Origin of the sequence: Pseudomonas monsensis, assembly GCF_014268495.2 — a bacterium.
GTDB classification, from domain to species: domain Bacteria; phylum Pseudomonadota; class Gammaproteobacteria; order Pseudomonadales; family Pseudomonadaceae; genus Aquipseudomonas; species Aquipseudomonas monsensis.
The window spans coordinates 3,639,105-3,663,927 of record NZ_CP077087.1 but is presented as its reverse complement, the minus strand read 5'-3'; the positions used below and the strand labels follow the sequence as shown (position 1 = coordinate 3,663,927).

Annotated in this window: 18 protein-coding genes; 6 read left to right on the top strand and 12 right to left on the bottom strand. The window is 61.2% G+C overall.

The genetic code is table 11. The annotated features are described in order from the left end of the window. Nucleotides 1–54: 54 nt before the first annotated feature. Entirely contained in the window at nt 55–2,136 is a 2,082-nt protein-coding gene (locus HV782_RS16115; protein ID WP_186746828.1) for a putative bifunctional diguanylate cyclase/phosphodiesterase, read from the top strand. 183 nt (nt 2,137–2,319) lie between these two features. Beyond that, on the top strand, nt 2,320–3,066 hold the full coding sequence (locus tag HV782_RS16110; protein WP_123469077.1) for an SDR family oxidoreductase: 747 nt from the start codon (nt 2,320–2,322) through the stop codon (nt 3,064–3,066). A gap of 116 nt (nt 3,067–3,182) precedes the next feature. Here HV782_RS16110 and mapR read toward each other — a convergent pair whose 3' ends face one another. The 3 genes from mapR to HV782_RS16095 all read right to left on the bottom strand — a co-directional run bounded on the left by mapR (nt 3,183) and on the right by HV782_RS16095 (nt 6,926). Next, nucleotides 3,183–4,592, bottom strand: a complete 1,410-nt coding sequence (gene mapR / locus HV782_RS16105; RefSeq protein ID WP_008087199.1) for a GntR family transcriptional regulator MpaR — start codon at nt 4,590–4,592, stop codon at nt 3,183–3,185. A 459-nt stretch (nt 4,593–5,051) separates the two neighbouring features. Then, entirely contained in the window at nt 5,052–6,482 is a 1,431-nt protein-coding gene (gene ccoG, locus HV782_RS16100) for a cytochrome c oxidase accessory protein CcoG (protein WP_123469201.1), read from the bottom strand. Nucleotides 6,483–6,677: 195 nt separating this feature from the next. Next, a complete protein-coding gene (locus HV782_RS16095) occupies nt 6,678–6,926 on the bottom strand; it encodes a DUF3203 family protein (protein WP_128614270.1) in 249 nt (82 codons plus the stop codon). 123 nt (nt 6,927–7,049) lie between these two features. Between HV782_RS16095 and HV782_RS16090 the strand changes: the two genes are divergently transcribed. Next, nucleotides 7,050–7,562, top strand: a complete 513-nt coding sequence (locus tag HV782_RS16090) for an MgtC/SapB family protein (protein ID WP_186746830.1) — start codon at nt 7,050–7,052, stop codon at nt 7,560–7,562. A 51-nt stretch (nt 7,563–7,613) separates the two neighbouring features. On the opposite strand, the gene HV782_RS16085 is transcribed toward HV782_RS16090, so the two are convergent. Next, nucleotides 7,614–7,772: a hypothetical protein gene (locus tag HV782_RS16085; protein ID WP_177490452.1), complete on the bottom strand. Its 159-nt coding sequence runs from the start codon at nt 7,770–7,772 to the stop codon at nt 7,614–7,616. Nucleotides 7,773–7,990: 218 nt separating this feature from the next. Between HV782_RS16085 and HV782_RS16080 the strand changes: the two genes are divergently transcribed. The 3 genes from HV782_RS16080 (at nt 7,991) to glgB (ending at nt 15,742) form a co-directional block, all read left to right on the top strand. Then, nucleotides 7,991–9,988, top strand: coding sequence for an alpha-1,4-glucan--maltose-1-phosphate maltosyltransferase (locus HV782_RS16080; RefSeq protein WP_186746832.1), 1,998 nt, complete (start codon nt 7,991–7,993; stop codon nt 9,986–9,988). 178 nt (nt 9,989–10,166) lie between these two features. Further along, entirely contained in the window at nt 10,167–13,508 is a 3,342-nt protein-coding gene (gene treS / locus HV782_RS16075; protein WP_186746834.1) for a maltose alpha-D-glucosyltransferase, read from the top strand. Between the two features lie 2 nt (nt 13,509–13,510). Next, a complete protein-coding gene (gene glgB / locus HV782_RS16070) occupies nt 13,511–15,742 on the top strand; it encodes a 1,4-alpha-glucan branching protein GlgB (protein WP_186746836.1) in 2,232 nt (743 codons plus the stop codon). Nucleotides 15,743–15,806: 64 nt separating this feature from the next. Here the strand turns inward: glgB and HV782_RS16065 are convergent, their stop codons facing one another. The 8 genes from HV782_RS16065 to HV782_RS16030 all read right to left on the bottom strand — a co-directional run bounded on the left by HV782_RS16065 (nt 15,807) and on the right by HV782_RS16030 (nt 24,822). Continuing rightward, nucleotides 15,807–16,874, bottom strand: coding sequence for an autotransporter domain-containing protein (locus tag HV782_RS16065; protein WP_128614266.1), 1,068 nt, complete (start codon nt 16,872–16,874; stop codon nt 15,807–15,809). A 321-nt stretch (nt 16,875–17,195) separates the two neighbouring features. Next, the gene (locus tag HV782_RS16060) at nt 17,196–19,748 is read right to left on the bottom strand and encodes an autotransporter family protein (protein WP_186746838.1); all 2,553 of its coding nucleotides are present in this window, start codon (nt 19,746–19,748) and stop codon (nt 17,196–17,198) included. Between the two features lie 195 nt (nt 19,749–19,943). Then, nucleotides 19,944–20,726: an endonuclease/exonuclease/phosphatase family protein gene (locus HV782_RS16055; protein WP_186746840.1), complete on the bottom strand. Its 783-nt coding sequence runs from the start codon at nt 20,724–20,726 to the stop codon at nt 19,944–19,946. Nucleotides 20,727–20,873: 147 nt separating this feature from the next. After that, a complete protein-coding gene (locus HV782_RS16050; protein ID WP_128614264.1) occupies nt 20,874–21,632 on the bottom strand; it encodes a PIG-L deacetylase family protein in 759 nt (252 codons plus the stop codon). A gap of 184 nt (nt 21,633–21,816) precedes the next feature. After that, on the bottom strand, nt 21,817–22,476 hold the full coding sequence (locus HV782_RS16045) for a glycosyltransferase family 2 protein (RefSeq protein WP_186746842.1): 660 nt from the start codon (nt 22,474–22,476) through the stop codon (nt 21,817–21,819). Next, nucleotides 22,473–23,072: an SAM-dependent methyltransferase gene (locus HV782_RS16040; RefSeq protein WP_128614262.1), complete on the bottom strand. Its 600-nt coding sequence runs from the start codon at nt 23,070–23,072 to the stop codon at nt 22,473–22,475. The genes HV782_RS16045 and HV782_RS16040 overlap by 4 nt, the downstream gene beginning before the upstream one ends. Then, nucleotides 23,069–23,827, bottom strand: coding sequence for a PIG-L deacetylase family protein (locus tag HV782_RS16035; RefSeq protein WP_186746845.1), 759 nt, complete (start codon nt 23,825–23,827; stop codon nt 23,069–23,071). The genes HV782_RS16040 and HV782_RS16035 overlap by 4 nt, the downstream gene beginning before the upstream one ends. Continuing rightward, nucleotides 23,824–24,822 carry an acyl-CoA dehydrogenase family protein gene (locus HV782_RS16030; protein ID WP_186746847.1) on the bottom strand — a complete coding sequence of 333 codons (999 nt, stop codon included), beginning with the start codon at nt 24,820–24,822 and terminating at the stop codon, nt 23,824–23,826. Before HV782_RS16030 ends, HV782_RS16035 begins: the two co-directional genes overlap by 4 nt. Nucleotide 24,823 lies beyond the last annotated feature (1 nt).

The window sequence follows — 24,823 nt, the reverse complement described above, 5'->3', positions numbered from 1 at the left end:
TTTTGCCCGGCCGAGAAAGGACGCTATACCGTCAGGCTGGCTACGAGAATTTCCATGCTCATCGGTAGTTACTCCTACACCCTGGTTTTCATTTCTTTGTGCGTGGCGATTCTTGCCTCATACACCGCGCTCGACCTGACCGGGCGCATTGCCACCTCAAGGGGCCGAGCCGTGCATTTCTGGACGGCAGGTGGTGCGTTGGCCATGGGCGTTGGCGTCTGGTCGATGCACTTTATCGGCATGCTCGCCTTCAAATTGCCGATCGACCTGGGCTACGACATCGGGATCACCGCGCTTTCGCTGTTGATTGCGGTGCTGTCCTGTGGTTTTGCCCTGTGGCTGGTCAGCCAGCCCAAGCTGCCGGTGCTGCAACTGATCTTCGGTGCACTGACCATGGGCGCCGGTATCAGTGCCATGCACTACACCGGCATGGCGGCAATGCGCATGACACCGGGGATCGACTACGATCCGACGCTCTTCGGCGCATCGCTGTTGATTGCCGTCGGTGCAAGTGCCGTCGCGCTGTGGATCGCTTTCCGGCTGCGTCAGCATTCGCCCTATGTGCGCCTGATTCGCGCCGGGGCAGCGGTGATCATGGGCATCGCCATCGTCGGCATGCATTACACCGGCATGGCAGCAGCGCAGTTTCCCGAAGGCAGTTTCTGTGGCGCAACGCTCAATGGTCTCAAAGGCAATGGCGTTGACAGCCTGGTACTGATCACCACGCTGGCGGTGCTGTCGATTGCCTTGCTGACGTCGATTCTCGACGCTCGCCTTGAAGCGCGCACCGCCGATCTGGCGCACTCGTTGACCGTGGCCAATCGCGAACTGACGCAACTGGCCCTGCACGACACCCTGACCGGCCTGCCGAACCGCATGCTGCTGGATGACCGGATCAACCAGGCGATCAAGAAAGTCCATGAGCAGGGCGGTTGCTTTGCCTTGATGTTTATTGACCTGGACGGTTTCAAACCGGTCAACGATGCCTTTGGCCATCACATGGGCGATCAGTTGCTGCGCGAAGTGGGCTTGCGTCTGCGTGAGGATTTGCGCAGCCAGGACACGTTGGCGCGCATTGGCGGCGATGAATTCGTGCTGCTGGTGCGCCTGAGCGAGCCCAATGATGCCTTGAGTCTGGCGGCGCGACAGGTCGGCCTGATCGGGCAGTCGTTCCGCGTCGCCGAGCATGATCTGCAGATTTCTGCCAGCGTCGGTATTGCGCTGTACCCGGGCAATGGTCAGAACGCCCAGGAACTGCTGATGAACGCTGACGCGGCGATGTATCACGCCAAGGGCGGCGGCAAAAACGGCTACAGCTTTTTCGATGCGTCGATGAACAGCAATGCACGAAAACAGCTGCAATTGTTGCAGGACCTGCGTGCGGCACTCGAACACAACCAGTTCAGCCTGCATTACCAGCCGAAGTTCGACGCCGCCAATGGTCATCCGGTCGGCGCCGAAGCGCTGTTGCGCTGGCAGCATCCGTTGCACGGCATGTTGATGCCGGACAAGTTCATTGATCTGGCCGAGAAAACCGGGGTGATCATCGCCATCGGTGAGTGGGTGCTCAATGAAGCCTGCCGGCAGATGCGCGAATGGTACGTGCTGGGCTACACCGACTGGCGCATCGCGGTGAACCTGTCGGCATTGCAGTTCTGTCACGCCGGGTTGGTGCAGAGCGTGGCCAAGGCCCTGGCTACCCACCATTTGCCGGCCAACAGCCTGACCCTGGAAATCACCGAAACCACGGCGATGAGCGACGCCGACGCAAGCATGACGGTGCTGCAAGAGTTGTCCGACATGGGCGTGGACCTGTCGATCGACGACTTCGGTACCGGTTATTCAAGCCTGATGTACCTCAAACGCCTGCCGGCCAACGAGTTGAAGATTGATCGGGGGTTTGTGCGGGATCTGGAGCATGACAGTGACGATGCCGCGATTGTCTCGGCCATTGTCGCGCTGGGTCAGGCGCTGGGCTTGCGGATCGTCGCCGAGGGCGTGGAGACCGGCGTGCAGCAGGATTTCCTCACGCAGTTGGGGTGTGATTCGTTGCAAGGGTATCTGCTGGGGCATCCGATGCCGGCAGAGAAGTTCATGCAGAGCATCGTGAGCGCGGAGAAGCTGGCGGCGCTCTGACGTCACGCTGAGCGTTGTTCAAGACAAACACTGTGGCGAGAGAGCAAGCTTCCTCGCCACAAATGCAATACAACTGCGAAAGTCGCGGTACCGGCCGAGCCTTTGACAGAGCCCATGCAAAACCCGCCAATGGCGGTTATTCTTCCCCCCGACTGTTACGTGTGCATTGGGGGGAAGGTCTGCATGGATAAAGTCATTGTGATCACCGGCGGCGGACGCGGCATCGGCGCAGCCACGGCGCTGCTGGCCGCCGAACAGGGCTATCGGATCTGCATCAACTATCAGTCAGACGAGCAGGCCGCACAAAGCGTACTGGAACAAGTCCGCGCGCTGGGTGCGCAGGCTATTGCGGTGCGCGCCGATGTCAGTATCGAAGACGAGGTGATTGCGCTGTTTCACCGGGTCGATACCGAACTGGGCCGGGTCACCGCGCTAGTGAACAACGCCGGTACCGTCGGGCATAAATCGCGCGTCGATGAAATGTCCGAATTCCGCATTCTGAAAATCATGAAAACCAACGTCTTGGCGCCGATCCTCTGCGCCAAGCACGCGATCCTGCGCATGTCGCCCAAGCATGGCGGGCAGGGCGGCAGCATCGTCAACGTGTCATCCGTGGCTGCACGCCTGGGTTCGCCGAATGAATACGTCGATTACGCGGCGTCCAAAGGTGCGCTCGACTCTTTCACCATCGGTCTGTCCAAGGAAGTGGCGGGCGAGGGGATTCGGGTCAACGCCGTGCGTCCGGGTTACATCTACACCGATTTCCATGCGCTGAGTGGCGATCCGGATCGGGTCAGCAAGCTGGAGTCAGCGATTCCGATGGCCCGGGGCGGGCGGCCGGATGAGGTGGCGGAGGCGATTGTCTGGTTGTTGTCGGACAAGGCTTCGTACGCGACCGGGACGTTTGTTGATCTGGGTGGCGGCCGTTAATTCAACGGTGTCTGGACAGACCCCATCGCGAGCTGGCTCACTCCTGCAGGTGAACGCATTTCAAATGTAGGGGTGAGCCTGCTCGCGATAGCGATAGTTCAAACAACACAGAACTGTCAGAACGACCGCACAATCCGCCCCAGCGTCTCCATCGCCTTCTCCGAGTCCTCGGTCCACGGGCTGCCGTAATTCAATCGGATGCAGTTGCGAAAGCGCTGCGTCGGCGAGAATATCGGCCCCGGCGCAATGCTGATGCCTTGCGCCAATGCCATCTGGAACAACTTCAGCGAATCCATCTGCGGTGGCAATTCCAGCCACAAAAAGTAGCCGCCCGCCGGTTGGCTGACCCGGGTTTGTGCCGGGAAATAGCGAGCAATGGCCGCGAGCATCGCGCTCTGCTGTTCTTCCAGTGCGTAGCGCAGCTTGCGCAAGTGGCGGTCATAGCCGCCATGTTGCAGATAGTCGGCAATCGCCGCCTGTGCCGGCATCGAGGCACAGAGCGAGGTCATCAGTTTCAGCCGTTCGATTTTCTGCGCGTAGCGCCCGGCAGCGACCCAGCCGATGCGGTAGCCGGGGGCCAGGCTCTTGGCGAACGAGCCGCAATGCATCACCAGCCCTTCGGTGTCGAAGGCCTTGGCCGGTTTCGGCGCCTGCTGGCCGTAATAGAGTTCGGCGTACACGTCATCCTCGATCAGCGGCACCTGATGTCGGCGCAGCAGTTCCACCAGTTCCTGTTTCTTCGCCTCGGGCATGGTTGCTCCCATCGGGTTCTGGAAACTGGTCATGCACCAGCAGGCCTTGATCGGATGTCGCTCCAGCGTCTGTGCAAGCACGCCGAGGTCGATACCGTCGCGTGGGTGCACGGGAATTTCCACCGCTTTGAGTTTCAGCCGCTCCAGCACTTGCAGGCTGGCATAAAACGCCGGGGCCTCGATGGCGACCAGGTCGCCTGGCTCGGTCACCGCTTGCAGGCACAGGTTCAGCGCTTCCAGGGCGCCGTTGGTGATCAGCAGTTCTTCCATCGGCAGCATCAGTCCGCCGACCATGTAGCGCAGGGCGATCTGCCGGCGCAGTTGCGGGTTGCCCGGCGACATGTCGGTGACCACCATGCGCGGGTCCATTTCCCGGGCGGCGCTGGCCAGTGACCGCGACAGGCGTTGCAGCGGGAACAGCGTCGGGCTGGGGAACGCCGAGCCGAAGGGCACGGTGCTCGGGTCCTTGATCGATTCCAGCACCGAGAACACCAGTTCGCTGACGTCGACTTCGGTGGAGTCGTTGACGTGGCTGCTGATCACCGGCTCCGAAAACGGGCTCGGCGCATGGGTGTTGACGAAGTAGCCTGAACGCGGCCGGGCGCGGATCAGGCCGCGGCGTTCCAGCAGGTAATAAGCCTGGAACACCGTGGATGGGCTGACCCCGTAGGTCTGGCTCGCGTAGCGCACCGACGGCACCCGCTGGCCGGGGCCAAGGACGCCGGAGCGGATCAGTTCAGCGATGTCGTCGGCGAATTTTTCGTAGCGTTTCATCGAGGAGCCTTGGTGCTGGTTGATGATGAGGTGTGTCAGGAGAACTGCCCCTCACCCTAACCCTCTCCCAGAGGGAGAGGGGACTGATTGGGGGATGCTTGCGAACTACACCGACCTGAAAGTGCTTTGCTGAATCCACAATCGACTCAGCCTGAAAGTGCTTTGCTGAATCCATAATCGACTCAGCCTGAAAAGTGCTTTGCTGAATCCACAATCGACTCAGCCTGAAAGTGCTTTGCTGAATCCACAATCGACTCAGCCTGAAAAGTGCTTTGCTGAATCCACAATCGACTCAGCCTGAAAGTGCTTTGCTGAATCCATAATCGACTCGGTCTGAAAGTGCTTTGCTGAATCCATAATCGACTCGGTCTGTCAGGTCGATGTATAGCGACAGACACCTCGGTCGGCTCCCTCTCCCTCCGGGAGAGGGCTGGGGTGAGGGGAAAAGATTCTAACGGCTCAACGATTCATCGGCGCCACAAACCTGCTTTTCGCCACGCTATAAATCTCGGGTTCATCGCTGTCGGCAATCTTGAAACTCAAGGTCTGTGAACTGCTGGCCGGACGCTCCGTGGTCATCGCCACCGACACCGGCACATCGACAATCTCACCCGGCGCCAGGCTCAGTTCGGTCTTGCCTTGCAACTGGAAACCGTCGCCATCGACCAGGCTCAGGTTGTAGGCCTGGCGTTGCTGGGTCTTGTTGATGACCTTGAGGGTGTAGATGTTTTCGATCTGACCCTGGCCGTTCTCACGGAACAGCCCGCGATCCTTGGTCACGTCCAGCGACACCATCGGCCGTTCGACCAGCGCCATGGCCAGCGCGCCGATCATCACCAGCAGCACCGCGACATAGCCGATCAGACGCGGACGCAGCAAATGGGTCTTGCCCCCCTGCAATTCCCGTTCGGAACTGTAGCGGATCAAACCGCGCGGGTAGTTCATTTTGTCCATGATCGAATCGCAGGCGTCGATGCACGCGGCGCAACCGATGCACTCCATCTGCAGGCCATCGCGGATGTCGATACCGGTCGGGCAAACCTGCACGCACAACTGGCAGTCGATGCAGTCACCGAGGCCGGCCTCGGCGGGTTTCACCTCGCGTTTGCGCGGGCCACGGTTTTCGCCACGGGCTACGTCGTACGAAATTGCCAGGGTGTCTTTGTCGAACATCACGCTCTGGAACCGCGCATACGGGCACATGTGCATGCACACCGCTTCCCGCAGCCAGCCGGCATTGATGTAGGTGGCAGCGGTGAAGAACAGCACCCAGAACAGGCTGACGCCACCGATGTGCAAGGTCAGCAGTTCTTCGGCCAGCGGCCGGATCGGGGTGAAGTAGCCGACAAAGGTCAGTCCGGTCATCACGCTGATCGCCAGCCACAACGTGTGCTTGGCGGCGCGTCGGGCCAGTTTGTTCAGGCTCCACGGCGCCGCTTGCAGCTTGATCCGCTGGTTGCGTTCGCCTTCGGTGATTTTCTCGCACCACATGAAAATCCACGTCCACGAACTCTGTGGGCAGGTGTAACCGCACCAGACCCGCCCGGCGAACACGGTGATGGCGAACAGGCCGAACGCGGCAATGATCAGCAACGCCGAGAGCAGGATGAAATCCTGCGGCCAGAAGGTCGCGCCGAAGATATGGAATTTGCTTTCGGAAAGATCCCAGAGCACGGCCTGACGACCGCCCCAGTTCAGCCACACGGTGCCGAAGAACAGCAGAAACAGAAACCCCGCGCCGCTCATGCGCAACGTGCGGAACAGGCCAGTGAAGCTGCGGGTGTGAATCTGCTTGTCAGTTGAGCCGGCCTTCGCCTTCATCGGGCGACCCGGTACATTTTTTATGGTGGGGCTTGCTTCTACGGTTCGGACGGGAATTTGTTCGCTCATGGTCATTCGCTCATCAGCCTCCATCAGGCCAGCGCACTATGAGCGTCGATCTGTTTGCATAACAGACTCAGGTATTTCAATAAAAAGCGGATCAGATGAGATTCTGTGCAACGCCTGCGACAACTTGAAGCAGCCCGCAAACAAAGGCGCAAACGCCTATATCAGACGTTTGCGCGAGGTGTTGATCAAGGTCAGTCAAATCACCGAACCACTCTCGTCAGCCTTCAAGTGCTTGCGACCGTCTCTGGCGCCTGCAACGGTCAATTCGTCGGCTTCTGCTTCGGTGATGTACACGCGCCGGCCCTCTATTTCCACGAACGACATGGCTTTGTCGCTGTCCGTGCGGACTTCCAGGGTGTCGCAAATGCGGATTTCTTCGCCATTCTCGACCGTGAAAAAACACACTTTTTGTTCGGGATTGGATTCATCGACTCGAAGGGGCATGAGGGCAGTCCTTTTTTCAGGGGGGTCTGAAAGGTTAGGGCACAGGCTTCGCCGATCGTTCTGCGCAACTGATTAATGGTCGCCGCTGTCCATCGTTTATCCAGCCAATAACAAGGACTGTCCATGAACGCTTGGTGGCATGAAGTGTGGGAAACCCTGCAGGCGGAATTCGCCGACATCGGTGATGCGTCGCAGTTGACGCGGATCACCGTGCGTCTGCTGATGGCAGCGATTCTTGGGGGCATCCTCGGTTTCGAGCGCGAACACAAGGGCAAGGCTGCCGGGGTGCGCACGCACATGCTGGTGGCGCTCGGTGCGGCGCTGTTCGTGCTGGTGCCGCAGACGTCCGGCGCTGAATCTGACGCGATGAGTCGCGTGCTGCAAGGGGTGATTGCCGGGATCGGTTTTCTCGGTGCCGGCACCATCCTGAAAAACCGCGAAGGTGATGAAGGCCACGTGAAAGGCCTGACGACGGCGGCGGGGTTGTGGATGACCGCAGCCATTGGTGTGGCAACCGGGTTGGGCAGAGAGGCGACGGCGCTGTTCAGTACGTTGCTGGCGTTGGGGATCTTCAGCGTGATGCCGCGAATTGTCCGCGTGTTCGAAAAGGACGATGAGCGGAACAGGCACCTGTAGGAGCTGCCGAAGGCTGCTCCTACATGAGCCATATCAGCGCGCAGGGAAGAATCAGACGATAACCGGTGGCATCGTCGTCGGCGGTTCTTCCTTGGCCGGTGGCGTGGTGCCTGGCGGTTCCTGCTCGGGTACCGGTTGCGGTTCTGTCTCCGGCAGGGTGGGTTTGTCGATGTTCGGATCAGGCGTTTCGGCCGGAATCGGGATGTTCATCAGGGTGACCTCCGTGTGGCACATGGCGTGAGAAGTGCTTAAGTGGATTGACCACCTTGCGGCGAAAACGATCCGCTTTTTCGCACAGGCAAATCACTGTGAACTTTTCCCGGCGCCAGTCGCTCGGAACCTAGGTGAGTTCATTCCGGGGCAGGCGCTTTGTCGCGCACGCTGATCCGGCACAAGAGCGTCCCTGGGGCGTTAAGGAGAGATGCTCGATGACTGCTGAAAAACCTTCAGAGCTGAGCTACAACCCGCACATGCCGCTGTCGCAGGCGTTGCTGTTGCCGCGCATCGTTATCGAAAACACCATGCCGACCCTCGATGGCGGGCAGTTCGCCGTGAAGTCGATTGCCGGTCGTGAGGTGGTGGTTACCAGCAAGGTCTTCGCCGATGGCCACGACAAGCTGGCGGTGCGCATCCGCTGGCGCGAGGAAGGCGAGGAGACCTGGCAAAGCGAAGTCATGGCCGATCAGGGCAATAACGGCTGGCGCGGTCAGTTCCAGCCCGAGCATCAGGGCCGCTATCTGTATTGCATCGAAGCGTGGATCGATCATTTCGCCAGTTTTCAGTACGAACTGGAGAAGAAGCACACCGCCGCGGTGCCCGTCTCCCTGGAGCTGCAGGAAGGCCGGAGCATGGTGCAACAAGCCGCCGAACGCAGCGAAGGCCAGCTCAGCGAACAGCTGGCGTCGTTGCACCATGAGTTGTCCGGGTTGCTCGAAACCGAGCAGGTTGCGCTGTTTCTGCACTCGCGCAGTGCGCAACTGATGGCGCAGGCCGATCACCGCGCCTACCTGAGCGTCAGTCCCGAGTTCCCCGTGGACGTCGAACGCGAGCTGGCCGAGTTTGCCAGTTGGTACGAGCTGTTTCCCCGCTCGATCACCGACGATCCCGCTCGCCACGGCACCTTTAATGATGTGCACGCACGATTGCCGATGATTCAGGACATGGGCTTCGACGTGCTGTACTTCACGCCGATCCATCCGATCGGCCGCGCTCACCGCAAGGGCCGCAACAATTCCCTGACGGCAGCCCCGGATGATCCGGGCAGCCCTTATGCCATCGGCAGCGAGGAGGGCGGTCACGAGGCGATTCACTCGCAACTCGGCACCCGTGAGGACTTCCGCCGCCTGGTCGCTGCTGCCGCCGATCATGGCCTGGAAATCGCCCTCGACTTCGCGATCCAGTGTTCCCAGGATCACCCTTGGCTCAAGCAGCATCCGGGCTGGTTCAACTGGCGTCCGGACGGTACGATCAAATACGCGGAAAACCCGCCGAAGAAATACCAGGACATCGTCAACGTCGACTTCTATGCGCCGGACGCGATTCCGAGCCTGTGGGTCGAATTGCGCGACATTGTCATTGGCTGGGTCGAGGAGGGCGTGAAGATCTTCCGTGTCGACAACCCGCACACCAAACCATTGCCCTTCTGGCAATGGCTGATTGCCGACGTGCGCGCGCTGTACCCGGAAGTGATCTTCCTCGCCGAAGCCTTCACCACGCCGGCGATGATGGCGCGCCTGGGCAAGGTCGGTTACACCCAGAGCTACACCTACTTCACCTGGCGCAACACCAAGGCTGAGCTGGCCACGTATTTCACCGAACTGAATGAATCGCCGTGGCGCGAGTGCTACCGGCCGAATTTTTTCGTCAATACCCCGGACATCAACCCGGCGTTTCTGCATGAGTCGGGGCGCCCGGGTTTCCTGATCCGTGCGGCGCTGGCGACGATGGGTTCGGGCTTGTGGGGCATGTATTCCGGGTATGAGCTGTGCGAGTCGGCACCGGTGCCGGGCAAGGAGGAATACCTCGATTCTGAGAAGTACGAGATTCGCGTCCGCGATTTCACCGCCCCCGGCAACATCATTGCCGAAATCGCCCAGCTCAACCGTATACGCCGGCAGAACCCGGCGCTGCACACGCACCTGGGGCTGAAGGTCTACAACGCGTGGAACGACAACATTCTGTATTTCGGCAAGCGCAGCGCGGACGGCAGCAACTTCATTCTGGTGGCGGTCAGCCTCGATCCGCACAACGTGCAGGAAGCGAATTTTGAACTGCCGTTGTGGGAAATGGGTCTGCCCGATGACGCCACTACGCACGGCGAAGATTTGATGAACGGGCACCGCTGGGACTGGCACGGTAAATACCAGTTCATGCGCATTGATCCGGGGTATCAGCCGTTCGGTATCTGGCGGATTACGGCCCCTTAAACCATGTGCCAAACAGTGTGGCGAGGGGATTTATCCCCGTTGGGCTGCGAAGCGGCCCCGCTTTTTTTCAGCTGTGACATGTTGTCTGAATTGACGACTGCTGCGCAGCCGAACGGGGATCAATCCCCTCGCCACAGGGGTGACCCTGTGGCATCAGAGAATTCAGCAGGAGTTTCAAATGGCGAAGAAACCCAAGGCAGCCACATTCATCAAAGACCCGCTCTGGTACAAGGACGCGGTGATTTATCAGGTACACGTCAAATCGTTTTTCGACTCCAACAATGACGGCATCGGCGACTTTCCCGGGCTGATCGCCAAGCTCGATTACATTGCCGAACTCGGCGTCAATACCATCTGGCTCCTGCCTTTCTATCCCTCGCCACGTCGTGACGACGGCTACGACATCGCTGAATACCGTGGCGTCCACAGCGATTACGGGACGATGGCCGACGCCAAACGCTTTATCGCCGAGGCGCACAAACGCGGCTTGCGGGTGATCACCGAGCTGGTCATCAACCACACCTCCGACCAGCACCCGTGGTTTCAGCGGGCGCGCAAGGCCAAGCCCGGTTCGGCGGCGCGGGACTTCTACGTATGGTCGGATGACGACCAGAAATACGACGGCACCCGCATCATTTTCCTCGACACCGAAAAGTCCAACTGGACCTGGGACCCGGTCGCCGGCCAGTACTTCTGGCACCGCTTCTATTCGCACCAGCCGGACCTCAACTTCGACAACCCGCAAGTGATGAAAGCCGTGCTGTCGGTGATGCGTTACTGGCTGGACATGGGCATCGACGGCCTGCGCCTCGACGCCATTCCGTACCTGATCGAGCGCGACGGCACCAACAACGAAAACCTGCCCGAGACCCACGACGTCCTCAAGCAGATCCGCGCCGAAATCGACGCCAATTACCCTGACCGCATGCTGCTGGCCGAAGCCAACCAATGGCCGGAAGACACCCAGCTGTACTTCGGTGACACCGATGCCGCAGGTGTCAACGGTGACGAATGCCACATGGCCTTTCACTTCCCGCTGATGCCGCGCATGTACATGGCGCTAGCCCAGGAAGATCGTTTCCCGATCACCGACATTCTGCGTCAGACCCCGGAGATTCCCGCCAACTGTCAATGGGCGATCTTCCTGCGCAATCACGATGAACTGACGCTGGAAATGGTCACCGACAAGGAACGCGATTACCTGTGGAATTACTACGCGGCTGACCGTCGGGCGCGGATCAACCTCGGTATCCGCCGGCGCCTGGCGCCGTTGATGGAACGTGATCGCCGTCGCGTCGAACTGCTGAACAGTCTGCTGCTGTCGATGCCGGGCACGCCGACCCTGTATTACGGCGATGAAATCGGCATGGGCGACAACATTTACCTTGGCGACCGCGACGGCGTGCGTACGCCGATGCAATGGTCGATCGACCGCAACGGTGGCTTCTCCCGCGCCGATCCGGCCAGTCTGGTGCTGCCGCCGATCATGGACCCGCAGTACGGCTATCTGTCGGTCAACGTCGAAACCCAGGCCGGTGATCCGCACTCGCTGCTCAACTGGACGCGGCGCATGCTCGCCGTGCGCAAACAGTCCAAGGCGTTCGGCCGTGGCACGCTGAAAATGCTCTCGCCGAGCAACCGGCGGATTCTGGCTTATACCCGCGAATTTACCGACGCCGACGGCAAGCACGAGATCATTCTCTGCGTGGCCAACGTTTCACGCAGCGCACAAGCGGCGGAGCTGGACCTGTCGGCCTACGTCGGCATGGTGCCGGTGGAGATGCTCGGCGGTAACGCGTTCCCGCCGATCGGCCAGCTGAATTTCCTGCTGACCCTGGCGCCGTACGGCTTCTACTGGTTTGCCCTGGCCGCGGAAAACCAGATGCCGAGCTGGCATGTAGAACCGGCGCAAAGCCTGCCGGACTTCACCACGCTGGTGCTGAAAAAGCGCATGGAAGAACTGCTCGAAGCACCTTCGCGCGCGACGCTGGAGCAAGGCATTCTGCCGAGCTGGCTGCAAAACCGCCGTTGGTTCGCCGGCAAGGATGCGGCCGTCGACAAGGTGCATCTGGCTTACGGCGTGCGCTTCGGCGATGCCCAGCATCCGGTACTGCTCAGCGAAATCGAAGTGACCCGCGGCGGGCAGACCAGCCGTTATCAATTGCCGTACGGCTTTATCTCCGAGGATCAGGTCGGGCCGGCGTTGCCGCAACAATTGGCTTTGGCCCGTGTACGGCGCGTGCGTCAGGTCGGTCTGATCACCGATGCGTTCAGCCTCGAAGCGTTTATTCGCGCTGTGCTGCAAGGCATGCAGAGCAACACTGTGCTGGAATCGACCGAGGGCGAGATCCGTTTCGCGCCGACGCCGCTGCTGGAGACGCTCGGCCTCGGTGCCGAATCGGAAGTGCGCTATCTGTCGGCCGAGCAGTCGAACAGTTCGGTGGTGATCGGCAATAGCCTGGTGCTCAAGCTGATACGTAAAGTCGCTTCTGGCGTACACCCGGAACTGGAGATGAGCGCTTACCTGACCGAGGCCGGATTTGCCAATATCTCTCCACTGCTGGGTTCGGTCATCCGTCGCGATGCCCAGGGTGAGGACAATCTGTTGATGATCGCCCAAGGCTATCTGAGCAATCAGGGCGACGCCTGGGAATGGACACAAAACAACCTCGAACGGGCGCTGCGCGATGAACTCGCCGATGCCATGTCCGAGCAGGAACAGCATTACAACGCCTTGGGCGAGTTGCGCGATTTCGCCGGCATGCTCGGTCAGCGGCTGGGCGAAATGCACAAGGTGCTCGCTGCGCCGACCGACAACCCCGATTTCGCGCCGCAGGTGTCAACCGCCAAGGATGCGCAGGCGACCGGCAAGGATATCGCTGCCCAGGTCGAGCACGCGTTGAAACTGCTCAAGCAGCATCAGGGCGAGCTCAACGCGGCGGACCAGACGCTGGTGAAGACGCTGCTGGACGAGAAAAAAACCATTCTCGGCCACGTGCAGGATCTGGCGAAAAAAGCCGTCGGCGGTCTGCAGATTCGCGTCCACGGCGATCTGCATTTGGGCCAGGTGCTGGTGATCAAGGGCGATGCCTACCTGATCGACTTCGAAGGCGAACCGGCGCGGCCGTTGAGCGAACGCCGAGGCAAGCACAGTCCGTACAAGGATGTCAGTGGCGTGCTGCGTTCCTTCGATTACGCGGCAGCGATGACCATCAACGTGCACAACGTCGATCACAGCGCCGACTCCGAAGCGGCGCGGCATCGCGTTGCGCAACGGTACCTGCGTGAGGCCCGTGAGGCATTTGTCGAGGCATATCGTCAGGCGGCAGCTAGTCTTGAACATGCCTGGCAAGATCCTGAAGGTGCCGATGCCGCACTGGCGTTGTTCGGTCTGGAGAAAGCGGCCTATGAAGTGGCCTATGAAGCCGAAAATCGCCCGACGTGGCTGCCCGTGCCGTTGCACGGTTTGTATGGGTTATTGACGGGGCTTAAACCCTTTTCCGATCTTGGTGGAGAGTAGTCATGAGTTTCTCGAACAAGGAACAGGGTTCAGCGAAAGAAGCACTGCTGCCGGGGGCGAAAGACATCGACGCCCTGGTACGCGCGGAACATCACGACCCGTTTTCGATTCTTGGCCCCCACGGCGATGGCGCCGCTGGGCAGTTCATTCGCGCCTATTTACCGGGGGCGTTGAGCGTGGTGGTGCTGGACAAGGACTCGGGCGAAGAGCGCGGTTCGCTGCAACAGACTGAAACACCGGGGTTGTTTGTCGGTCACTTTGATCAGGCGCGGCCATACTTGCTGCGCACGCGTTGGGCCGGTGGCGAACAGGTCGCCGAGGACCCTTACAGCTTTGGCCCGTTGCTCGGTGAAATGGACTTGTATCTGTTCGCCGAAGGCAATCATCGCGACCTCAGTGCCTGCCTCGGTGCGCAACTGAAAACCGTCGATGGCGTCGACGGTGTGCGCTTTGCCGTGTGGGCACCGAATGCCCGGCGGGTGTCGGTGGTCGGCGATTTCAACGTCTGGGACGGGCGCCGGCATCCGATGCGTCTGCGTCATCCGTCCGGGGTCTGGGAGTTGTTCATCCCGCGTCTGCAAGCGGGCGAGTTGTACAAATACGAAATTCTCGGTGCCCATGGGATTCTGCCGCTCAAGGCCGATCCGATGGCGCTGGCCACCAGCCTGCCACCGGACACCGCCTCGAAAGTCGCCGCGCCCCTGCAGGTCGACTGGCAGGACCACGACTGGATGAACAGCCGTCGCGAGCGGCAGAAACATTCGGCACCGCTGTCGATCTACGAACTGCACGCGGGCTCGTGGCAGTGCGAACTGGATGATCTGGGCGAGGTGGCCCGTCAGTACACCTGGCCGGAACTGGCTGAACGCGTGATTCCGTACGTCAAGGAGCTGGGCTTTACCCACATCGAGCTGATGCCGATCATGGAACACCCGTTCGGCGGTTCCTGGGGTTATCAGTTGCTGTCGCAATTCGCCCCGAGCGCGCGCTACGGCACACCGGAGCAGTTCGCCGAGTTCGTCAACGCCTGCCACCAGGCCGACATCGGGGTGATTCTCGACTGGGTGCCGGCGCATTTTCCCACCGATACTCACGGGCTGGCGCAATTCGACGGCACGGCGTTATACGAGTATGGCAACCCACTGGAGGGGTTCCATCAGGATTGGGATACGCTGATCTACAACCTCGGGCGCACCGAAGTGCATGGCTACATGCTTGCATCGGCGCTGCACTGGTTGAAGCATTTCCACATTGATGGCCTGCGCGTCGATGCCGTGGCCTCGATGCTCTATCGCGACTATTCGCGCAAGGCCGGCGAATGGGTGCCGAACCGGCATGGTGGTCGGGAGAATCTGGAAGCCATCGACTTCCTGCGGCATTTGAACGATGTGGTGCATCTGGAAGCGCCGGGGGCCCTGGTGATCGCCGAGGAGTCCACCGCATGGCCGGGCGTCAGCCAGAGCACCCAGCAGGGCGGGCTCGGTTTCGCCTACAAATGGAACATGGGCTGGATGCACGATTCGCTGCACTACATTCAGCAGGATCCGGTGTACCGCGCCCATCACCACAATGAATTGAGTTTCGGTCTGGTCTACGCCTGGTCAGAGCGTTTCATCCTGCCGATCTCCCACGACGAAGTGGTGCACGGCAAGCATTCGCTGATCGACAAGATGCCCGGCGACCGCTGGCAGAAATTCGCCAACCTGCGCGCTTATCTGAGCTTCATGTGGACCCATCCGGGCAAGAAACTGCTGTTCATGGGGTGCGAGTTTGGCCAGTGGCGCGAGTGGAACCACGATCAGCAGCTCGACTGGTACCTGCTGCAGTATTCGGAACACAAGGGCGTGCAGAAACTGGTGGGTGACCTCAATCGTCTGTACCGCGAAGAGCCGGCGCTGCACGACCAGGACGACGCACCGCAGGGCTTCCAGTGGTTGATTGGCGACGATGCGATCAACAGCGTCTACGCCTGGCTGCGCTGGAGCAAGGACGGTCAACCGGTGCTGGTGGTGGCCAACTTCACACCGGTGCCGCGTCAGTCGTATCGAGTGGGGGTGCCGTTTGCCGGGCGCTGGAGCGAATTGCTCAACAGCGATGCCGACACCTACGCCGGTTCCAATTATGGCAATGGCGGCGGGGCGTTTACCGAAGAAGTGCCGAGCCATGGCCAGTCATTGTCGCTGGAACTGAATCTGCCGCCGCTAGCGGTGCTGATTCTTAAACCGGGGGCTTGATCCAGGCGCCGAAAAACCTGTGGGAGCAAACGTGCTCCCACAGGAATTTCCGGTGATCTGAAAATCACCAGCGCATGCGCACCCCAAGGCTGCCAATCAGCCCATTCAAATCATTGTCATCCACATCGCTGCTGTAATCCGCGCTCACATACAGACTGACCACCGGTGTCACCCGCGCCACCAGGCCCAGGCCCAGCTCGACGGTTGAAGACTTGCGACTGCTGCTGATTTTGTCGACTTGATCCAGGGTCACCGTGCTGCCCGTGTACACCGTGTGCCACAGGTTGGTGCGCACGTAGGGTTCGACCGGCAGACCGTTCAAATCGTAACTGCCTTTCAGGCGCGCGCCGACGCGGCCGCTCCACGCGGTCAGATCGGTGGATGACGCGTTGCCGGAGCCGGCGTAAGGCGTGTCGAGGGTGATGCGTTGATTGATCAATTGCGCCTGGGGTTCGACCACCCAGTTTTCACTCAAGCCAATTGGAAAACCGCCCTCCACCGAGAAGGTCATCGCGTGGCCTTCGGTGGCCTGGCGTGCGCCTTGTTCATTGCGACTGAAACCGCTGACCCGACCACCGCTGGCCGACAGATCGACATGCCAGCCCAGTGCACCGATCAGGCTGTAATAGGCACCGAGGCTCTGACCTTGCAGGTTGAGGGTGTCACGGGTCGGGTCGGACAGGGCGCGGCTGGTGATCACGCCGTTGCCGTTGGCCTGAATCTCGTTGAAACCACCCATCAGACCGATGGTCTGGGTATGGCTGCCGCTTTGCAGGGTCAGCACCGCCGGGCCTTTGAAATCACCGCTGCCGGGTGTGGCGAAACCCGAAGACAGCACATCGGTTTGCGCCTGACGTGCACTGCGTCCATACAACTCGTCCCACGCTGAGGGTGCGAGGTCTTCGGTGATCAGGCGCGTGCCTTGCAGATCGGGCCGTGGACTGAAGCGTTGCGCATTCGGGGTGATCACGGTTGTGGGCAGGGTTAGCACTTGCGCATCCGCGCGATACCACGGGGTGGTTTCATCCGCCGCAGGACCGGCCTGCGCCTCCATGGATGAGCACAGCAAGATTGAACTCGACACTGTGCAGAAAGTGATTTTGATCTCGTGTGGGGTGATTGAAGTTTTCATGGAGGTCTACCTTGCGGGCGCATGCGATATCTCGATGTGGCGTCTCTCCTACCCCGAACGAGGGGCGACCGAATGGAGCGGGGCGAACCGTGGCCGCTCGATTTCGCGAGTGCCCGAGGGTCGCCCCGGATAGTGTTTCCGGGGGTAGTAAGGTAGAGATAAGGAGAGTCGCGCTCATACGTCAAGAAATTGAACGATGAGCGGTAGTGGTAAATCGAGAGTCGCAAGCGTTTGTTTTTCTGCACATAACTAAGTATTTGTTTGCATGGAGAAACGCGATGAAAGTCCCGGGGTAGAGAGGTTCAATTGCCGACGGAAGGTCTACCAGCTGAGGCGAATACCCACATTGCCGACCACGCCGCGCAGGTCATTGCTGTCAATATTGATACTGTAATCGGTGCTGGCGTAAACGCTGACGGCGCGATCGAGCGTTAACACCACGCCCAGGCCCATGTCTGCTGTCGAGGACTTCTGCTCGGTGGTGATCACGTCATTGTCGCCAAATGTCACCGAGTCGGTGCCGGAAAAGGCCTGCCACAGATTGGCGCGCACATACGGTTCCACCGGCAGACCGCTGACTTGAAAACGGCCTTTGAGCCGAACGCCGAGACGACCGATCCACGAACCGTCCGAGTCGAAAGAGACCTTCGAGATCCCGTCGTTCTGGTTGTCGAGGGATATTTTCTGGTGGATGACCTGCGCCTGCGGCTCGATCACCCAGGTGTGATTGATCGGGAAGGGATAACCGGCTTCGGAAGATAACGTCAGGGCATGTCCACGGTTGTCCAGTTTGACCCCGCGAACGGAATGGTTGTCGCCGTCGAACCGGGTGCCCATCACGACCGTGTCGAGGTAGCCGCCGTGCGGATCGGTCAGCGTCCAGTACAAGCCGTAGCTATCGCCTTCCAGCTTGATTTTGCCGGCGCTGTTGTTGTGGAAGCCCTCGTTGAAGCCATCGACATCACCTTGCAAACGGCTATGGCCAACAAAGAAACCAACGCGTTGAGTCTGGCCGCCGGTGGTCTGGGAGCTGTACAGATCATTGCCGACCTGAAAACCGCTGAGCGAGCCGTCCAGTCGCGGTGTCACGGTGCCGGCCCAGGTTTGCTCAAGATTTTTGCCATAGACCCGGCCCCAACCCGCGCCGAATGCCCCGAGTTCCGTGAGCAGGCGCTGATCGCCCTGACGGTCATGAAAAGTGCCCAGCGCATTGAGGCTCAGTTGTGCGGCGGCGGGTGGCAATACCGACCACGTCGGGACTTCCGGGCGATACAGGGGAATTGGTGCGACGCCCGCCATGGCGGCGGGCAGCACAGGCAGGGTGGCGCTGATCACTGCGGGTGTTGGCGTTCCCGGTGCGCCCGATGAGGTTGCCAGAGGTGTGATGGCCGCCAGTACCGGCGTGGCAACCACCGGTACCAGAATCGGTGGCTGGGTCGGGTCGGGGTCAGGCACGCTCACCACTTGTGGCGCGACCACCGCCGAACGCAAATACCAGCTGTTTTCAGTCCCGGCCGTGACGCCACCCTTGAACAGGTAGTAGTCATACGCACCGGCGGATATCGGTGCGCTGAGGGTGAAGGCGTTATCGGTACTGACGGTGCTGCCTTGCGCCTGTACCAGTTGAATACCGTTGAGTTGAGTCAGCGCACCCAGCCCGCCGACGTTGGTGACCGTGATCACTGTGCCACCGCTGAGGCTACCGTTGCTGACCACCAGTTTGTCGCTGGGCGAATCATCGGCACCGACTACGCTCTGCAGCAGTAACCGGCCACTGCTGCCGACATAGTTGCCTTGCACCGTCAGCGCGTCGTCGGTGCGAGTGTTATTGCGCGTCAGGTCGACGATCCCCGAGTTGTTGACGCTGATGGCCTGGCCGACGACGGCCGGGGATACCGCGCCCTGCGCCGAAAACAACGCGCTGTTGGCATCCAGGTTCAACACGCCAGTGCCGGTGCCCGCGTCGCCCAGGGACAAGGTGGACGATCCCAGATCCAACTGCGAGCCGTTGCTCAGGTTGATCGTTTCCCAATTGCCGAACCGCGCGGGCAGCGCCGTTTGTACGTTGTCGAAAGTCAGCGTATCGCTGCCGACGCCGCCATCGACGCCGGGCGTCAGGGCCAGCACGCTGTCGTCGAGGTTGCGCAGGGTGGCGTTGTCATTGCCGACGTCCATCAGGATCGCCGAGCGGATAATGCCGCCGCTCCACAGCAATTGGTCATCACCGACACTGGCGCGAATCTCGCCGACGATTTCTCCGCCACTCACCGTGATGCTGTCGTTACCGCCGCTGACACTGACGTTGCCGCCGATGCGCCCGCCGGAAACAATGATGGTGTCGGTACCGAAACCGGTGACCAGATTGCCGAGAATCTGCCCGCCGGACATATCGAAAATATTGTTGTCGAGCTTCATGTCGACCCGGCCGATCGTGCCGCCGGTGAGACGTGCGACATCGCCGTCCTCGAAGGCACCGACAATGGTGCCGCCCGTCATCAGAAAGGTGTCGCGGCCGTCACCCTGGGCGAGCGAGCCGATCGAGCCGTCCGTCATGACAAAGTCATCAATGCCGTTGCCCTGATTGACTGCGCCGGTGATGACCCCGGAATTGATTTCGACCCGGTCGGCGCCGACGCCAAACGTCACGCTGCCGTTGATCCGGCCGCTGCCGTTGGCGGGGAAGGTCAGGCTGTTGTTGCCGGACAGGTCGGTCAGCGAACCGCTGGTGCCACTGTCGCAGATGAAAGTGTCATTGCCCGGCCCTGGAACAAGTGTGCACGCCGCCGAGGCGGGATAGCTGGTGAGCACCAGAAGCGAGGCAGGCAGGAGGAGCGCGTGCGGCAATGTTCGCAATGGCTGGATGTAGCGCGTCATGGCAATTCCCTAAAGCAGGATTTCGGGAATTCATCCTTGAGCGAGCAGGGGATCGGTACTTCCCGTGCAACTGATGCACTACATGAGATCCATGCTCTAACAAATTGAAAGCGCTACTCCTTAAGCTGATTTAGGTGTAGATGGTTTTCCCCTCGGAGCAAGCAAGACTGACGAGCGGTATTGCGGCAAGCGCCATTACAAATGCACTTCTACCGCCAGCGGCAAATGGTCCGACAGGTGCGTCCACGGCTTGTTGCCGAGGATCTGCGGGGCGTGACTGCTGGCATTGCGCAGGTAGATCCGGTCCAGTCGCAGCAATGGAAATCGTGCCGGGTAGGTCTTGGCCGGGCGCCCGTGATGGCGTTCGAAAGCTTCATGCAGGTAGTCACGCCGAGCGAGGGCGGCGTTGCCCTGCAACTGCCAGTCGTTGAAGTCTCCGGCGATGATGACCGGTGCATCGTCGGGTAACGATTCGAGCAACTGGCAAAGCAGTTGCAACTGCAATTGGCGGTGGCTTTCCAGCAGGCTCAGATGCACGCAGATCGCATGGACTTCGGCATGCCCCGGCACATCCAGCACACAGTGCAGCAGGCCACGGCGTTCGGGACCGGTGATCGACACATCAAGGTTGCGGTATTCGCGGATCGGGTATTTGGACAGTAATGCATTGCCGTGATGACCATCGGGGTACACGGCGTTGCGCCCGTAGGCAAAATCGCTCCACATGCTGTCGGCGAGGAACTCGTATTGCGAGGTTTGTGGCCATTCGTTGTAGCGGTTCGAATGCCGTTCGTGTTCGCCGACCACTTCTTGCAAAAACACCAGATCGGCCGAGGTACTGCGCACCGCCTCGCGTAATTCCGGGAGGATGAAGCGCCGGTTCAGCGCGGTGAAGCCCTTGTGGGTATTGACCGTGAGCACCCGCAGGCGATGAATGACTGGCGCGTCGACCACATGACGCTTGGGATCGCTGGACACGTTCGCTCCTCTGAATTCTGTCTTCCTGTACATGCGACTGATGCCGGTGGCTGGCAGTTCCTCCAATTGCTCGCGCAAACACCTGCAGGCGCAGCCTTCGGCAACGCCTACAGGATATTGGGTCGGGCTGAGAGTTTTTTGCAGGGCTCAGACGAAGACGATTTCGTAGGGCAGGCGCATCCTTTCGAGGATCACCGGCGGCAACATCGGCGCAATGCCGATTGCCGGTTCGCCTTTGAGCTGGCTGGCGTAGGCGTGGGTGGCGTGGCTTTTGCGCGCGACGGTCCAGGTGTCGAGGCGCAGTTTGCGCGCGCGTTCCCAGGGAATCAGTGCATGGTCGCGCTCCGGCCAGTGCCAGGCCCAGACCGGTACGTCGTGGAAGGTCGCTCCGGCCAGTTCTGCGGCTCTGGCGGCGGCGTGGCCGACCGCTTCGTGATCGTCGTTGCCATCCCCGCGCCAGGTGCTGAACACGGCATCGCCGGGGCGCAGGTAACGGCCGATGAAGGCCACCAGTTCGTTTTCCTTTTCGCGCAGGGCGTTGTCGGTGAAGCCGCCGCGCACCCATTTCAGGCTGTGCATCGGCAAGCCGAGGCGGCGCAAGGCTTCGACACTTTCCTGTGGGCGGAACACGCTCAGGCGTTTTTCCGACCATTGTCGGGAGCCGGGATGGCTGGCACTGCCGTCGGTGATCGACAGCAATTGCAACGGGTGGCCAAGGCCGGCGAGCAATTGCAGCAGGCCACCGCAGGTGACCACCTCATCGCCGGGGTGCGGGGCAATCACCACCGCACGGGCGCCGGCGGGCACCAGGCTATGGGTATTGATGACGGGAATGTTGTCGAGTTGGGCGGCGCTGTTCCAGATTTGCGCCGAGGGACTGTTTTCGCTGAGGGATAACGGTTTCATGGGTGCGACGTCCTTGTTGTGTCTGGCCCTCAGTCGGTGGCGTGGCCGCAATGGCCCGGCGCGTCCGACCCGTGAAGGCGGATTGTTTGCCATGCGACGCTCCGAACCCTGGATTGCCGCGCAGCAGAGTATTGCCCATGAAGTTAAATTCGTCGCGTCGCAGATTGATCTGATCCGGTTTTTTTTATTCCAGGTGTGCCAGATGTCGCAGATAGTCACCAAATCCTCCCCGTGCCCGGCTGTCGAGGCGGGCGCTGGTGCGGACCTGCGGGCGATGGCTCCAGGCGATGTTCGCCCCGGACAGTTCCAGCTCGCGTACCAATTGCACGTCTTCGTCGCAAGCCAGCGGTTTAAAGCCTCCGGCCCAGCGATAGGCGTCGGCGCTGATGCCCAGATTGGCCCCATGAATGTGCCGATGGCCGTCGCAGGTCCGGTAATGACGGTGGTAACGAATTTGCGCGGCCTCGTCGAAGGATTCGTCCCAGCGCTCGACCGTCACCGTGCCACACACGGCGTCTGCCCCGAGGCCCAACTGCGCCACCAGCCAGTCATCGGCCACACGACTGTCGGCGTCGGTACAGGAGATCCAGCGTGCGCCGCGCTCCAGCAACATGTGCGCCCCGGCAGCCCGGGCCTGACCGACATTGCGCGCCTCGATGTGCAGGCTCAGCACCGGGTATTGGCTGACGATGTGCGCCGAGCGGTCGGTGCAACTGTCGAGCACCACCAGCACTTCCACCGGTTCGCCAGCGAGCAGTCCGTGCTTGCTGGCGCGCAGGGCGGCGCTGAGGCTCTCGTCGAGCAGCGCTTCTTCGTTGTGTGCGGGAATCAGAATGCCGATCATCGCAAGCCCTCCAATGCTGCGACCGAGCGCGGTTCGCGGCTCCACAGCTCGAGGATGAAATCCGCTTCCTGATGCAGCACCAGGCGCGGTAGATGCAGGTGTTCGTGGATCAGGTCATGGACCTGCCGGGCGTTCAACGGACAGCCGTCGATGGGCGGGCGCCAGTGGCAGGCCAGCAGTTGTCCGTCGGCCGTCAGGGAATCACTGATCCGCCGGATCACTTCTGTCAGATCGGTACGGTCGAGGTAGTAGCCGATTTCGCTAAATACAATCAGGTCGAATTTTTCCTCCGGCCAGTCGCCGGGCAGACGGTTCTGACGGACTTCGGCATGGTCGAACAGGCTCAATCGGGTACGCGCCAGATTCACCGCCGCGTTCGCAGTGTCGCAACACAACAGACGATCGCAACGCCCGGCCAGCTCGGCGCTCAGCTCGCCATTGGCACAACCCGGCTCGAAGATCGCCCGATAGTGCGGACGTGGCAGCGCCGCGAGGGTGATCGCGCGTTTGCGTTGCTCGTACCAACGTTGGCGAAAGGCCCACGGGTCGTCGTTGCCGGCGAACAGGCCGTCGAAATAACGATCGTCGACACTCACAGGAACACCACTTCGAAAGGTTGCAGCAGGCGATCAATCACGTAGGGCGCCAACACCGGAGCCAGGCCGGCGTCGGGGTCGCCCTCCAGTTGACTGGCGAAGGCGTGCACCGCATGGCGTTTGCGCGCCACCTCGGCCGGTGTCAGGAGAATCTTGCGCGCCCGGTTCCACGGCACGCCGGCATCTTCCGGCGCGGCCCAGTGCCAGGTCCACACCGGTAATTCATGACAGGTCGCACCGACACGGCGGGCGGCTTCGACGCTGGCGCGGCCGACCGCTTCGTGGTCGCTGTGGCCATCTTCGCGCCATGTGGTGAACAGCACATCGTCGGCGCGCAAATGACTTTCAATGAAAGCGCTCAGCGCCTGTTCCTGAGCGGCCACCAAGGTGTCGGTGAAGCCACCACGCAGCCACTTCAGACTGTGCATCGGCAAGCCGAGGCGGCGCAGGGCTTCGGCCGATTCCTGCGGGCGCACCACGCTGAGGCGTTCCACCGGCCAGCGTTGCGAACCGGGATGGCTGGCGCTGCCGTCGGTGACGGAAATCAACTGCATCGAACGGCCCGCCGTGGCGAGCAATTGCAGCAAACCACCGCAACCGAGCACTTCGTCGTCCGGGTGCGGGGCGACGATTACGGCGCGTGCACCGGGCGGCACCAGTTCTTCGACGGTTATGCCCGGCACTTCGGCCAAACGTCTTGAACCCTGCCACTGATGCAGTGACGTGCCCTGGCCGACGATCGGATTGCTTCTCATAGCGACCAGACCTCGTCGGCTTGCCGGGTGACCAATTGACCGAGGGCGGCCAGATCGCGTTCGGCATGGCTTTGACGCAGAAACACCGGCAGGTCGGCGACCAGACCGGCGAAATGCCGATCCTTGCAAAAAGGCCCGGCCCCGAGCGCACGGCCGACTTCGCGGATCACTGACTCGGCCGACTGCTCGACCACGGCGCGGGCACGGCGGGCGAGCAGTTCGGCGTTGGCTTCGGGATGCGCGTCGATTTGCAGCGCGCTGAAGCGCAACACATCGGCGGCGGCCTGCAACGCACTGTCGACCGCGCCCAGATGGGCGAGGGCGTGAGGTTCTTCGCGTTGTGCGCAGTGCTGGCGCAGCGACTCGGCAAGCTGCCGCGCGGCACCGTACCAGCACGCGGCAATGCCGATCCCGCCCTGCCAGAAGCCTGGCCGTTGCAGGTAGTCGCCAGGACGGCCGATGGCCTGACCCTCGGCGTCTTCGAACACGACTTCGACGCTGCCGGTGGCACCCATGCCCACGGCGTGCCAGCCCTGATCGGTAATGCGCACCCCGGGTTGATCAAGGGCCACGGCCACCAGTTGCTGCTGATCGTTGCTGTCCCACGCCGTGAGCAAGGCATGGCTGAGCACCGAGGCACCGGAGCACCAGGCCTTGCGTCCGTTGAGCAACCCCATGTGCCCGGCGGGGGTGACCTTGACGCGCGCCTGCGGCGGCTCGGCCGCCCACATCCCCCACGTACTGCCGGGTGTTGGCGTGCCGCCCAGTTGCTCGATGATCGCCTGTGCGTCGGTGTGGCCCTCATAGAGTTTGCACAGCCCCAGATCATGTCCGCCGACCTGGGCCAGGCGCTGAAAGCGTTCCAGCGTGTGCCCGCTGCCCGGTAACGGCAGCCGGTCCAGACCGGCCTCGACCATCGCCCGCAGGCAACTGCCGAGGGCGACGGTGTCGGGATAATCCGGCGGGCGGCGGGCAAGGTAGCGTTGCAGATCCATA

What these genes read in the sequence shown, in the direction of transcription:
- HV782_RS16115 (WP_186746828.1), top strand. Translation starts at nt 55, where the DNA reads ATGCTCATCGGTAGTTACTCCTACACCCTGGTTTTCATTTCTTTGTGC.
- HV782_RS16110 (WP_123469077.1), top strand. Translation starts at nt 2,320, where the DNA reads ATGGATAAAGTCATTGTGATCACCGGCGGCGGACGCGGCATCGGCGCA.
- mapR (WP_008087199.1), bottom strand. Translation starts at nt 4,592, where the DNA reads ATGAAACGCTACGAAAAATTCGCCGACGACATCGCTGAACTGATCCGC.
- ccoG (WP_123469201.1), bottom strand. Translation starts at nt 6,482, where the DNA reads ATGAGCGAACAAATTCCCGTCCGAACCGTAGAAGCAAGCCCCACCATA.
- HV782_RS16095 (WP_128614270.1), bottom strand. Translation starts at nt 6,926, where the DNA reads ATGCCCCTTCGAGTCGATGAATCCAATCCCGAACAAAAAGTGTGTTTT.
- HV782_RS16090 (WP_186746830.1), top strand. Translation starts at nt 7,050, where the DNA reads ATGAACGCTTGGTGGCATGAAGTGTGGGAAACCCTGCAGGCGGAATTC.
- HV782_RS16085 (WP_177490452.1), bottom strand. Translation starts at nt 7,772, where the DNA reads ATGAACATCCCGATTCCGGCCGAAACGCCTGATCCGAACATCGACAAA.
- HV782_RS16080 (WP_186746832.1), top strand. Translation starts at nt 7,991, where the DNA reads ATGACTGCTGAAAAACCTTCAGAGCTGAGCTACAACCCGCACATGCCG.
- treS (WP_186746834.1), top strand. Translation starts at nt 10,167, where the DNA reads ATGGCGAAGAAACCCAAGGCAGCCACATTCATCAAAGACCCGCTCTGG.
- glgB (WP_186746836.1), top strand. Translation starts at nt 13,511, where the DNA reads ATGAGTTTCTCGAACAAGGAACAGGGTTCAGCGAAAGAAGCACTGCTG.
- HV782_RS16065 (WP_128614266.1), bottom strand. Translation starts at nt 16,874, where the DNA reads ATGAAAACTTCAATCACCCCACACGAGATCAAAATCACTTTCTGCACA.
- HV782_RS16060 (WP_186746838.1), bottom strand. Translation starts at nt 19,748, where the DNA reads ATGACGCGCTACATCCAGCCATTGCGAACATTGCCGCACGCGCTCCTC.
- HV782_RS16050 (WP_128614264.1), bottom strand. Translation starts at nt 21,632, where the DNA reads ATGAAACCGTTATCCCTCAGCGAAAACAGTCCCTCGGCGCAAATCTGG.
- HV782_RS16045 (WP_186746842.1), bottom strand. Translation starts at nt 22,476, where the DNA reads ATGATCGGCATTCTGATTCCCGCACACAACGAAGAAGCGCTGCTCGAC.
- HV782_RS16035 (WP_186746845.1), bottom strand. Translation starts at nt 23,827, where the DNA reads ATGAGAAGCAATCCGATCGTCGGCCAGGGCACGTCACTGCATCAGTGG.
- HV782_RS16030 (WP_186746847.1), bottom strand. Translation starts at nt 24,822, where the DNA reads ATGGATCTGCAACGCTACCTTGCCCGCCGCCCGCCGGATTATCCCGAC.